General features: G+C 65.1%; 11 protein-coding genes and 1 other RNA gene. 9 read left to right on the plus strand and 3 right to left on the minus strand.

Annotation, left to right across the window (positions count from 1 at the left end; translation table 11 throughout):
• Positions 1-37: 37 nt before the first annotated feature.
• On the minus strand, positions 38-556 hold the full coding sequence (locus IM632_RS03870; protein WP_296479867.1) for a DUF1993 family protein: 519 nt from the start codon (positions 554-556) through the stop codon (positions 38-40).
• A gap of 155 nt (positions 557-711) precedes the next feature.
• Between IM632_RS03870 and IM632_RS03875 the strand changes: the two genes are divergently transcribed.
• Together IM632_RS03875 and IM632_RS03880 are read left to right on the plus strand one after the other, a co-directional pair.
• The gene (locus IM632_RS03875; RefSeq protein WP_296552028.1) at positions 712-3273 is read left to right on the plus strand and encodes a PAS domain-containing hybrid sensor histidine kinase/response regulator; all 2562 of its coding nucleotides are present in this window, start codon (positions 712-714) and stop codon (positions 3271-3273) included.
• 62 nt (positions 3274-3335) lie between these two features.
• Positions 3336-3941, plus strand: coding sequence for a peptidylprolyl isomerase (locus IM632_RS03880; protein ID WP_296479865.1), 606 nt, complete (start codon positions 3336-3338; stop codon positions 3939-3941).
• 3 nt (positions 3942-3944) lie between these two features.
• On the opposite strand, the gene IM632_RS03885 is transcribed toward IM632_RS03880, so the two are convergent.
• Complete coding sequence (locus tag IM632_RS03885) at positions 3945-4409, minus strand: NUDIX hydrolase (protein ID WP_296479864.1); 465 nt, start codon at positions 4407-4409, stop codon at positions 3945-3947.
• A 155-nt stretch (positions 4410-4564) separates the two neighbouring features.
• Here IM632_RS03885 and ilvN point away from each other — a divergent pair, with 155 nt between their 5' ends.
• The gene (gene ilvN / locus IM632_RS03890; RefSeq protein WP_296497144.1) at positions 4565-5113 is read left to right on the plus strand and encodes an acetolactate synthase small subunit; all 549 of its coding nucleotides are present in this window, start codon (positions 4565-4567) and stop codon (positions 5111-5113) included.
• A 51-nt stretch (positions 5114-5164) separates the two neighbouring features.
• Here the strand turns inward: ilvN and IM632_RS03895 are convergent, their stop codons facing one another.
• Positions 5165-5818: an aquaporin gene (locus tag IM632_RS03895; RefSeq protein WP_296479882.1), complete on the minus strand. Its 654-nt coding sequence runs from the start codon at positions 5816-5818 to the stop codon at positions 5165-5167.
• A gap of 99 nt (positions 5819-5917) precedes the next feature.
• On the opposite strand from IM632_RS03895, the gene ssrA reads away from it, so the two are divergent.
• The 6 genes from ssrA to fliF all read left to right on the plus strand — a co-directional run.
• Positions 5918-6279, plus strand: a transfer-messenger RNA (tmRNA) gene (gene ssrA / locus IM632_RS03900).
• Positions 6280-6397: 118 nt separating this feature from the next.
• Positions 6398-6889: a ClpXP protease specificity-enhancing factor SspB gene (locus tag IM632_RS03905; protein ID WP_296479883.1), complete on the plus strand. Its 492-nt coding sequence runs from the start codon at positions 6398-6400 to the stop codon at positions 6887-6889.
• Positions 6890-6896: 7 nt separating this feature from the next.
• Complete coding sequence (locus IM632_RS03910; RefSeq protein ID WP_296479884.1) at positions 6897-7358, plus strand: PaaI family thioesterase; 462 nt, start codon at positions 6897-6899, stop codon at positions 7356-7358.
• Entirely contained in the window at positions 7359-8129 is a 771-nt protein-coding gene (locus IM632_RS03915) for a C13 family peptidase (RefSeq protein ID WP_296497142.1), read from the plus strand. It abuts the gene before it with no gap.
• Positions 8126-10135: a serine hydrolase domain-containing protein gene (locus tag IM632_RS03920; protein ID WP_296479886.1), complete on the plus strand. Its 2010-nt coding sequence runs from the start codon at positions 8126-8128 to the stop codon at positions 10133-10135. The genes IM632_RS03915 and IM632_RS03920 overlap by 4 nt, the downstream gene beginning before the upstream one ends.
• Positions 10136-10256: 121 nt before the next feature.
• Positions 10257-11553: flagellar basal-body MS-ring/collar protein FliF (gene fliF, locus IM632_RS03925; RefSeq protein ID WP_296552029.1), on the plus strand; the 1297-nt coding region annotated here is incomplete at its 3' end.

Consider the following 11553-nt stretch of genomic DNA (forward strand, 5'->3'; position numbering starts at 1 on the left):
GAAGGCCGTTGGACCGGGTCCGTCCGCCGGTTTCCGGTCAGGAGCGGATTCTCATCGCCCCGAGATAATCGCGCTTGCCCAGCGGCGCGCCCTTCTGCCGCAGGATGTCGTAGGCGGTCGCCGCGTGGAAATGCAGGTTTGGCAGGGAGAAGGACATCAGAAAACCCTCGGCGGTGAAGGGAATCTGGGTCTGTCCGAGCTTGAAGATCACCTCGCGCCCCTCAAGAACGTTGACCTCATCCTCGGACAGGGCCTTGAGCCGGGTGTGGGCGTCCGCGACAAGGGCCTGGAGGCCGGCGTAGTCTAGCTCCTGCGGCGCAGGCGGGCCGAAGACCCCGGTCCGGGCGGCCTCCATGGCGTTGATGGAATGGTGGACCACCGAGAGAAGCTGGAAGCGAAATGGGAACATGTCCGCGGCCAGTCGCATCTCGACCACGTCGTCGGGGTTCACGCCGGCCTCGGAGCACCAGACGCGCCCCTTCTCGACGAAGGCCGAAACCGCGCCCACAGTCTGAAGCATGGAGCGCACGCTGACATCGTAGAGTGAAATCGCCATGTGTTCGTTTCCTTTACCAGAGCCGCTCAAGTGACCGAAGAGCTGAAGGCTGGCAAGCCGCCCAACGGCGCTACAAGCTTTTCTTCACGGTTGGCGAGCACCTTGTCCAGATCAGACCGCGAGCTCCGGTCGGAGTGATTCTGGACGCAAGGGCAATGAAGCTGGATAGCCGAGGACCGGGATACCCCGGGGGAAGCGATCTCAGGCGTCTCAGGATCTGGAGGTTCTTCTCCAGCGGCGCCGTCCAGGACGCCTTCGCCGGCGTAGCGATCGCCATCGCTGCAGTCCCTTTTCTAGGCCTCCAACCTGCATCCCTCTGGCTGGCCTTCATCCTGGCGACGGCCGCGCTGGAGGCCCCGACGCGTCGCGCCGGTCACGAGCGCACTGGCCTCGCGGACATCGCTATCCTGATCCGCAGCCTGGCCGGTGCGGGCATGGGTCTGGCTCTCATCTCCGTTCCAGACCCCAACGCTGCGGTCGCCGGCCTGAGTGTATGGGGCGCCATGGTGGTTCGGGCCACGGTCGTTGATTATCGAAGACCGCGACAGCTCTGGTACCAGGTCGGCCCGCCGGTGGCGGTTGGAACCTTCCGGCAGATCGGAGTCGCAATTGAGCATTTCAGGGCAGGTGAACCCCAGCTGGCGGCCGCCGACCTGTCGCTTCTGATCCTGCTGCTGGCGGTCTTCACTGTGGTCTTCATGACGCTGACGGAGCGACGCCGGACCTTCGATCGTATCCTGTGGGAGGGGATGACGAAAACGCGCCAACTCGAGGATGCCCAAAGGGTTGCAGAACTTGCGGAGCACCTGGCGGGCTCGGGGCACTTCCGGATTGACCAGCGGACCCTCGCGGTCAGCCGGTCCACCGGGCTTATGGAACTGTACGAAATCGACCCCGCCAGGAATGGCGACGCCTATGGCGAGATTATCAAGCTGCACGACCCGACCGACCAGGCCCGGATCCAGGAGATGTTCCTGGAGGTGGTCCGGACCCGAAGGCCCGTCAGGCTGGAGGTTCGATGCAAACTCACTGACGGTCGGGTCAAGTACGTCCTTACCCAATGCAACCCCGAACTCGACGACGCCGGAGAGGTGACCGGGATCGTCGGCGTATCGATGGATACGACAGATGCCCGCCGACGGGAGACCGCCCTCTCGGAAAGCGAAGCCCGGTTACGGCTGCTGGCCGATAACGTCTCGGATATCGTGATCTGGATCAGCGCAGGCGGACGTATCCTCTACGCCTCGCCATCGGCGCAGATGCTCGGCTACACGCCAGAGTCCCTGGTCCATCGCCCCTTGATCGACTTCATCCATCCCGAGGACCGCGCCCCCGCGACCCAACTCCTCAACCGCGTCTTCGAGGAGGAAAACGGGGATCTCAAGCTGACCGGCGAATTCCGCTTTCTCATTCGTCACCGTCCTGACGAGCTGGTCTGGCTGGAGGGCTACGCTAACGCCATCCGCGATCCGGAGGGACGCCCTCGCTCCGCCGTCATCAATTTCCGGGACGTGACGGAACGCCGGACGCTCGAAGAAGACCTGCGATATGCAAAGACCCACGCTGAGGCGGGGGCGCAGGCCAAGAGCGAATTCCTGGCCAACATGAGCCACGAGATCCGTACGCCCCTGACTGGCGTGATTGGCTTCTCGTCCCTGTTGGCGCAGGTTCCAGGCCTGCCCGCCCTCGCCGAAACCTACATCCGGAAGGTGATCGCCAGCGGTGAGACGCTGCTCGCTGTTGTGAACGACATCCTGGACTTCTCCAAGCTGGAGGCCGGACAGGTCGACCTGGACCCTGGGCCCTTCCACCTCCGGGACTTCCTGGACGAGGTCATCGACCTCTTCGCGGCGCAGGCCGACGCCAAGGGACTTCGGCTGGAGTTGCAGCTCTCCGACCCGTCGCCGGAGTATCTCTTCGCGGACCGCTCCCGCATACAGCAGGTGCTGGTCAACCTGCTGAGCAACGCCCTCAAGTTCACCGAAGAAGGCTCGATCCGGGTCGAGGCCCGATATCACTGGAACAGATCCGCCCTGGAGATCTCAGTGACCGATACGGGTGTGGGGGTCCCTGATGGGCTCATCGAAAAGCTCTTTCAGAGGTTTACCCAGGCGGATGGTTCGATCAGCCGCAGGTTCGGCGGAAGCGGCCTCGGCCTGTCCATCTGCCGGCAGTTGACCGAACTGATGGGGGGCGCGATCTCGGCGCGATCAAAGCCGGGGGCAGGATCGACCTTCACCTTCGACCTTGTCGCCCCTCCTGCAGGAGACGTGGCTCCCGCCGTACCCGCCGATGCGCTTGAAGAGGCCCAGGATAGCCTTCGAATTCTCGTCGTCGATGACGTTGAGGCCAACCGGGAGATCGTTCGCGCCCTTCTGGAGGCGGTGGGCCAGCAGGTCGAGGAAGCCTCCGGCGGCCAGGAGGCCGTCTCACTGGCTATGCGCCAGACCTTCGACCTGATCCTGATGGACCTCCAGATGCCCGGAATGGACGGTTTTGCGACGACGCGGGCGATCCGGCAACTCTCTCCCGAGAACGGAACCACGCCCATTGTGGCGCTTTCCGCCAACGTCCTGCCGGAACATGTGGCTGAAGCTGAGCGTGCGGGGATGAATGACCACATCGGAAAACCCATCATTCCCGCCCGTCTGATCGCCACAATCAACCGCTGGGCCGGTGTCAGGGTGCAGGCGGAGAGCGTCGAGACGCACCCCTGACCTGAAGCCGGGTTTCAAGGTCTCCTTCGCCGGTCTAGGATGAAATCTGTCAGGGGGAGACCATGATCCGTCGTCGCGATCTTCTGGCCGCCGCGGCGGCAACCGCCGCGGGACCCGCCTTCGCCGCCAGTGCGCCCGGGATCGTCAGGGTCAAGCTCGCGACTCGTCTGGGTGACATCCTTCTGGAGTTGAGGGGTGACAAGGCCCCGGCGACAACGGCGAACTTCCTGCGCTACGTCGATGAAAGACGCATGGACAAGGGCGTTTTCTACCGTCGCTCCCTGCCGCCCGGCGCGGAGACGTTTGACTACGGTGTGATCCAGGGGGGTCTGCAGAATAACCCGGCCTGGGTCCTGCCGCCCGTCCGCCACGAACCGACCAGCCGGACTGGCCTGAAACATACGGACGGCGCCATTTCCATGGGCCGGAGGGCGCCTGGCTCGGCCACATCGGACTTCTTTATCTGTGCGGGAGAGCAGGCCTACCTCGACGCCGATCCCACAGCCCAGGGGGACAACCTTGGCTTCGCCTGCTTCGGCTATGTGATCGAGGGAATGGAAACAGTCCACAAGATCCTCGCCCAGCCAGTCTCACCCACGGCGGGTGTCGGGGTGATGAAGGGCGAGATGCTGCGCAACCCCCTGCCCATCACCGCCCGGAGGGCCTGAGGCTCAGGCGTCCCGACCCGGAAAGGCGCCAAGAAGCTGGGCCAGCCCGGGTTCATCGACAAGGGATCCGGCCTCGGCCGCCGACGCCCACCGGCGCTCCCGCTGGTGCGCCTCGGGCCAGTCGTCATACTCCTGGAGGACCTGGAGGGGATAGACCTCCACCCTGACGGGCTGCAGCTGTCCGCCCGACAGGCGCTTGTCATAGTCGAAGGATCCGATCTTGCGGGCGCCGGCGCGTCCTTCCACCCCGGCTTCCTCCCAGGCTTCACGGGCGGCGGCCTGGTGGGGCTTAAGGCCCTTGATGGGCCACCCTTTCGGGATCACCCAGCGGCGCGTCTCACGTGACGTGATGAGCAGGATCTCGACCGCCCCTCCCCCGGGCCGCCGCCAGGCCAGGGCGGCGTACTGGGTCAGGCGCTGAGCACCGGACACCGCCGGACGACGACGGCCCCGACCCTGACTGGACACCCGAGGATTCATTCCGGCTCCGGACGGCGACGCAAGAGAGAGACTCCCGCAGAGTCGCGGTCCCAACGCAAGGGGTGCTTGATCTCGGAGAATGAGGGGCCTTGCCCAGCCGCCGGGCTTGTGACACCTCGCCGGAAGCATCCTGCGAGAACGCCATGACCGACCCCCAGCCCGCCTCCGTCTACGACCTTGCCCATGAGGGCCAGGTCGAAAGCCTCGCCACCTTCGCCATCCTGGTCGACAACGAGCCCGGCGTCCTGCACCGGCTCGTCGGTCTCTTCGCGGCAAGGGGTTACAACATCGAGAGCCTGACAGTGGCCGAAACAGACCGGAACGCCCATACGAGCCGGGTCACCATCGTCACTCGGGGGGCGCCGCAGGTCCTGACGCAGATCGAGGCCCAGTTGCAGAAAATGGTGGCGACCCGGCACGTCCAGGACGTCACTCGGGATCCGAACGGCCTGGAACGGGAACTGGCCCTGGTTAAGGTCAAGGGCGTCGGCGCAGATCGCGTCGAGGCGCTGCGCATCAGCGAGATCTTCCGGGCGCGGGTCCTGGACACTGCGATCGACAGCTTCATCTTCGAGGTGACCGGAGCCTCCTCCAAGATCGACAAGTTCATCGACCTCATGCGGCCCCTCGGCCTGGTGGAACTGGCCCGGACGGGGGTGCTGTCGATCACCCGAGGCGTCGAGGCCGCCTGAAGCGCAGGTCGGCCCGGGCCTCAACGACCCGGGCCGGGAACGCCGCCAGCCTCAGGACAGCAGGCGGAACCTGTAAACGGCCGCGCCTATCACCGCTCCGACCGCAGGCGCGACAAAGAATAGCCAGAGCTGGGACAGGGCCTGGCCTCCGGCAAGAACCGCCGGGCCGAAGCTGCGGGCCGGGTTGACCGAGACCCCCGTGACCTGGATGCCAACGATGTGGATGATGGCCAGGGTCACGCCGATGGCCAGCCCGGCAAAGCCCGCCGGCGCCTTTTCCGACGTCGAGCCGAGGATCACGACTACGAAGATGGCGGTCATGACGATCTCGAAGACCAGGGCGGACTGCAGACTGTACTCGCCCAGGTACCCGGGGCCCCATCCATTCTGGCCAAGGCTGGCGGTCGATCCGGCGATCAGGGCCAGGAGCGCAGCGCCGGCAAGGGCCCCGGCGAACTGGGCGATCCAGTAGACCAGCATGTCCTTGAGCGTCATCCGCCCGGCGACAAAGGCCGCGAGGCTCACGGCGGGGTTGACGTGACACCCCGAAATGGAACCGATGCCGTAGGCCATGGCGACGATGGCGCCGCCGAAGGCGATGGAGATGCCGAGCTGGCCGACATTGTCGCCACCTAGGACGGCCGCCCCGCAGCCGAACAGCACAAGCGTAAGCGTACCGACGAATTCAGCGATAAGTTTTGACATTTCACCCTCCCTTTATCCGTCCAAGCTGGACGAATTCTCGACCTGGGTGAATAGCCAATTCATCCTGTCCTCGGCGCTTTCGCCCGAAATGGGTTCCCGGGGATTGAGAACAGGCCCTACCCGGACTATCTTTCAACCGTCCGGTTCGCCGGACTATGGGGATAAACGCGCACGAAATAAGCGGACTGGACCCGGGTGCGATTCCCGGCGGCTCCACCAAATCTCTTCCCTCGCTCAGGCGGGGAGATGCGGGGCCGATCAGCATCGACAGACGTGTAAAGGTGTTGCTTTCTCCCGGCCTGGCCCACCGTTTCGGGCTTTAAACTAACTGCGAACGATAACTTCGCTGAAGAAGTTCGTCTGGCCGCGTAAGCGACCCGACGGGTTTCGACCTAAAGTCCTGGCGTCTTAGCAGCGTCAGGCGGGGCCGGGAGGGGGCCTGGCAACAGAACCCCTCCACCTTCTCTCGCCACCGTTCTTCCCAAGTGACCTTCCGTTGGCGAAAGCCTCGCCATGGAAACTTGCGTGATGCTCCCGGGGCGTTAGTTTGACCCGGTATCTGATCCCGACAGGACCCAAATGGCCCAGGAACCGCCCGCTCAGGACCTCATGCATTATGAGGCCATGGCCCAGGAAGCTCTGAGAGGTGTGGTCCGGACCGCCCTGCGGCGTGCGAACGCCCCCGGGGGCCTGCCCGGCGCCCATCATTTCTACCTGACCTTCAAGACCGGAGCCGCAGGCGTCGAGGGACCGGAGGAGCTCCTGTCCCGGTATCCGGACGAGATGACGATCGTGCTGCAGCACCAGTTCTGGGATCTTGACGTTGGCGAACAGACCTTCGGCGTGACGCTGAAGTTCGGAGGACGTCCACAGTCGCTTGTGGTCCCCTACGCCGCCCTGACCCGCTTCTACGATCCCAGCGTACAGTTCCTGCTGCAGTTCGACGCCGAGCAGTCTCCGGCGTCCCCGGGCGAGACGGATTCTCGGAGCCTGCCGCCCGCACCGCCGGCAGAAAGCTCGGATACCGAGGCGCCGAACGTCGTTTCCCTTGACCATTTCCGAAAGAAGTGAGGCCGCCTTGTCCGATGATGCTCCGGAAGCCCTGACGGACGAAGCGATCCTCGCCCGTTTTCAGAGGACAAAGAACCAGCCGACCGGCTCCCAGACCCTGGGCTTTCGGATCACCGCTGTGAGCCAGGCTCAGAAGTCCGTCGAGGTCGCCTTCGAGGCGCGGGCGGATCTCCTCCTGAACCCGATGAAGCAGATCCAGGGCGGGTATCTCTGCGCCATGCTGGACGAATGCATGTCTGTCGCCTGCATGGTGGCGTCGGGGATGACACACGTGGCCCCAACAGCCGAGATGAAGACCTCCTTTTTCCGACCTGCCCAACCTGGTCCGATCCGGGGGGTAGGACGGGTCCTGAAGTGGGGGCGGACCCTGGCCTTTACCGAGGGCGAACTTTACGACCCCGAGGGTCGGCTGCTGGCCAAGGCAACGGGAACCGCAGTGCCCACGCCGTTCAAGTCCTACAAAAGCTAAATGCTCAGGCGGACCCTTCCCGTCTTCGTCCTGATTGGGCTCCTCCAGTTGCTGGCAGGGGGGGCGTTGGCGGACTCGCCGTTCCGGAACTGGGGCGCAACGGTCATCGCCGGCGACTGGAAGGGCTCGGGCGGCGGGCCGACCGAGGCTTTCGACAATGCCCGCCGGGACATCACAGCAGAGCTGATCCGTCTGGGGTTCGAGTCCGGCAAGATTCTGCAGTACTCGGTCCGGCCTGAGCGCTACGGGAAGGAGCGACTGGCCAAGTCGGACATACGGGCGATTTTCGAAGGCATGAACCAACTCATGGCGCAGAACCCCGAGGGTTGCCTTGTCTACCTGACCACCCACGGGACCCCCCAGGGCGCCGTTGTGGATCAGTCAATCCTTGCACCCGGAATCCTGGCGGCCATACTGGACAGGACCTGCGGCGCGCGTCCGACCGTCGCGGTGATCTCGGCCTGCTTCTCCGGCGTATTCGTACCCGACCTGGGCGCCGCCAACCGCATGGTGTTGACCGCCGCCCGCCCGGACCGGACCTCGTTCGGATGCGGAGAATCCAACCGTTATCCTTTCTTCGACGAGTGCTTCCTGCAGAGCACGGGCTCCGCTCAGGACTTCGCCGGGCTGGCGAACCAGGTTCGTACCTGCGTAGCCGCGCGCGAGATCAGGGAAGGAGTCCGGCCGCCGTCCGAGCCTCAGGTGTTCATAGGCCCGCAGATTCGGCCGCTGCTGCCTCTTTATGCCTTTCCGGCAAGATCCCCACCATGAGCTGGCTGCGAAACCTCGCCCTGAAGGCCTGCCTGCTGGCGATGACCGCCCTGGCGCCACCGGCTCCCGCGTTTGCTCAGGGTCCGCCGGTGTCGGCAAAGGCGGCGACTGACCTGCCTGTGATCCAGCGCTCGACCCCGCCGACTGCTGAACTGGAGGCCTATGTCGACGGGATTGTCCGCGACTCCCTCATCCAGGATCACATCGTCGGGGCCACTGTCGCCATCGTTCAGGACGGCCGGGTCCTGCTCAAGAAGGGCTATGGCGCGGCCAGCCTTTCTCCCTGGCGCCCCGTAGATCCGGACAGGACCCTCTTCCGCCTGGGTTCAGTCTCGAAGACGTTCACCTGGCTCACGGTGCTCAAGGAAGCGGAGGCGGGACGACTTCGCCTTGACGCACCCATCAACCTCTTCCTGCCGGAGACCGTACAGGTCCGCGACCAGGGTTTCCCCGAGCCGGTGACCCTGCGGAGCCTGATGTCGCACTCCGGCGGTTTCGAGGATCGCGCCCTGGGACACCTCTTCGAGCGTGACCCGGCGCGCATTCGACCGCTTGTCATCTACTTGCGACAGGAACGGCCCCGGCGGGTGCATCCTGTCGGGCAGCTCTCCAGCTACTCCAACTACGGCGCTGCGCTGGCTGGGGAGACCGCGGCCTGGGCCTCTGGCAAGCCCTTTGAGCGCCTGGCTGAGGACATCCTTTTTCAGCCCCTCGGGATGCAACGCACCACCTTCCGCGAACCTCGGCCGTTTCGGGCGGACCTTTCGGCGCCCATGGCGCCAAGCCTGGCCGCCGACCTTTCGCAGGGTTTCACCTGGAATGGTTACGCCTTCAGGCCTGAGTCGTTCGAATACATCGGCCAGATCGCGCCAGCGGGGTCGGCCTCTTCCACAGCTGACGACATGGCGCGCTACATGATCGCGCTTCTCGACGGCGGCCGAGTTGGTGAGACCCGGGTGTACGGCGAACGTACAGCGCGGGCCCTGCAGACCCCGCTGCGTCTCACCCCGACCGGGGTGAATGGATGGCGCCACGGCTTCATCGCCTACGCCCTGCCGGGCGGTCTTTCGGGATTTGGCCATGACGGTGCGACACTGACCTTCATGACCAACATGACTCTCGTCCCAGAGTTGGGTCTCGGGATCTTCGTCAGCACCAACACCAGCACGGGCCGGGCCCTGACCCAGAGGCTGGCTTCGCGGGTGGTGGAGGAGATCGTCGGGCGACCGACCGCCTGGCCTCGGGCGCCCTCCGCCCAGCTCTACGCCTACCGGCGACTCTACGAGGGCCGATACCTTGGGACCCGAAGGGCTTACTCCGGACTCGAGGGAATGCTGGAGCGGCTGACAGGGGAGCTTCGGGTGGAAGTGACGCCCGAGGGCAGGCTGGTCACCCGGGAAGGCGGGCGCCTTCAGACCTGGGTCCCGGAAGGACCCGCGAACGCGGGGCGCTTCATTTCAGACACCGGGTGGGAGCGGCGCATCTTCATCCTTGAGGACGGTCGAACGAGCCAGATCCTGACCTCTCTCAATACCCAGGTCTATGAACGGGCGCCCTTCTGGAGCCGGAAGGACCTGTTGGCTGGAGCCGCCGGGGCGACCGGGTTGGCCGCCCTCCTGACGCTCGCCTTCGCCATCTTCCGGAGCCGCCGGGATTTTCGACAGACCGCCATTCAGGCCCGCGCCGGGTTACTCCAGGGACTTCAGTCCATTCTCTGGCTTTCGGCGATCGCCCTCGGCGTGGCCTGGGGCGCCCTAACGCCGGAGAGCGACGTGATCTTCGACTGGCCAGGCCTGCTCCTGCTGGCCGCTTCGGCCTGCGCGATCGTGGCGACCTTCCTGACGGTGGCCTGCGCCGCCCTGTTGCCCCTGGTGCTCCGCAGCGGCCGAAGGGTCGACAGCTGGACGGCGCTGCGGCGCGCCGGGTTCGCGGTGACCGCAGTCGTCTCGTTGGCTTTCAGCCTTCTGCTTGGCCTCTGGGGAGGCCTGTCACCTTGGGCCGGCTGAGGCCGGCGACCTCGCTGCAAAGGCACGTGTAAACGTCTCGTTTACCAACTACTGGGTAATTCCTGCCGAGACGTCGGCAGGAACTGCACACCTTGTAGCCGGCGGGGGGAGACTGCGGATCGTGAACGGGATCTTAGCCGCCCTGCAGAGATTCGGCCTGGGCCGCCTCGCCGCCTTCGCGGGTATCGGCGTGGGCGTCGTCGCCGTACTCGCCGCCGTGTTCATGAACTTGGACCAGCCCAACGCCCTGCTCTACTCGAACCTGGACCTCAAGGAAGCGGGGGAGATCACCCAAGCGCTGGACCAGGCCAACATCCGCTACGAGGCCAAGGGAGACGGTTCAACCATCATGGTCTCCCGGGACCAGGTCGCCTCGACCCGCCTGCTTCTTTCGGGCAGGGGGCTGCCTACTGCGGGATCCGTCGGTTACGAGATTTTCGACCAGTCCAGCGTGGTCGGGCAGACAGACTTCGTCCAGCAGCTCAACCGCCAGCGGGCTCTGGAAGGCGAACTCGCCCGCACCATTCAGAGCCTCGACGGCGTCACCTCCGCCCGGGTTCACCTTGTCCTTCCCAAGAAGGAACTGTTTGAAGACGAAATTCAGCAGCCATCCGCCTCGGTCAGCATCGCCGTCGGCGCACGCGAGCCGTCACCGGAACAGGTTCGCGCCATCCAGAACCTCGTGGCCGGCGCCGTGCCGAACATGAAGCCGGAGCGGGTCACAGTGGTCGACCAGCACGCCAAGACCCTCTCGGGCGGCGCCGAAGGCGAGGCCATGGCGGCGGATGGTCGAAAGTCCGCCGTCGAGGCGCGCATCGCCAAGACGGTGAAGACCATGGTCGAAGGCGTGGTCGGCCAGGGCAAGGCTCGGGTCAACGTCACCGCCGAACTCGACCTGTCCCAGGTCACCATTCAGGAGGAGACCTTCGACCCCGACGGACAGGTGGTCCGCTCGGAGACGACCAGCGAGGAAAACGCCAACGAGAATCAGCCAACCCAGACCGGGCAGGTGACGGCGGCGGCCAACATTCCGGGCGCACCGCCGAATCCCGAGGGATTGATCGCTTCGAACTCGGGTCGCACAGGCACCACGACGAACTATGACATCTCCAAGACCATCCGAACGGAGGTGAAGGAGCCCGGGCAGATCAAGCGCCTGTCCGTCGCCGTCGCTGTGGATGGCGTCACAGCCCCCCCGGGTGAGGATGGGAAGCCCGGCGCCTATACTCCGCGTCCTGCGGCGGAGATGCAGAGGATCGAACAACTGGTGCGCACGGCTGTAGGTTTCGACCAGCAGCGCGGCGACCAGGTGACGGTGATCAATGTCCAGTTCCCCAGCGCCGACGGTCTCGGTAGTGGTGTGGTCGCCGCCAACCCCCTCATGGGCTTCGACAAGAACGACATCATGCAGATCGGCC

The sequence above is a fragment of the Phenylobacterium sp. genome, assembly GCF_020402505.1.
Lineage (GTDB): Bacteria > Pseudomonadota > Alphaproteobacteria > Caulobacterales > Caulobacteraceae > Phenylobacterium.

What these genes read in the sequence shown, in the direction of transcription:
- IM632_RS03895 (WP_296479882.1), bottom strand. Translation starts at nt 5,818, where the DNA reads ATGTCAAAACTTATCGCTGAATTCGTCGGTACGCTTACGCTTGTGCTG.
- ilvN (WP_296497144.1), top strand. Translation starts at nt 4,565, where the DNA reads ATGACCGACCCCCAGCCCGCCTCCGTCTACGACCTTGCCCATGAGGGC.
- IM632_RS03875 (WP_296552028.1), top strand. Translation starts at nt 712, where the DNA reads ATGAAGCTGGATAGCCGAGGACCGGGATACCCCGGGGGAAGCGATCTC.
- IM632_RS03915 (WP_296497142.1), top strand. Translation starts at nt 7,359, where the DNA reads ATGCTCAGGCGGACCCTTCCCGTCTTCGTCCTGATTGGGCTCCTCCAG.
- IM632_RS03920 (WP_296479886.1), top strand. Translation starts at nt 8,126, where the DNA reads ATGAGCTGGCTGCGAAACCTCGCCCTGAAGGCCTGCCTGCTGGCGATG.
- IM632_RS03880 (WP_296479865.1), top strand. Translation starts at nt 3,336, where the DNA reads ATGATCCGTCGTCGCGATCTTCTGGCCGCCGCGGCGGCAACCGCCGCG.
- IM632_RS03870 (WP_296479867.1), bottom strand. Translation starts at nt 556, where the DNA reads ATGGCGATTTCACTCTACGATGTCAGCGTGCGCTCCATGCTTCAGACT.
- IM632_RS03905 (WP_296479883.1), top strand. Translation starts at nt 6,398, where the DNA reads ATGGCCCAGGAACCGCCCGCTCAGGACCTCATGCATTATGAGGCCATG.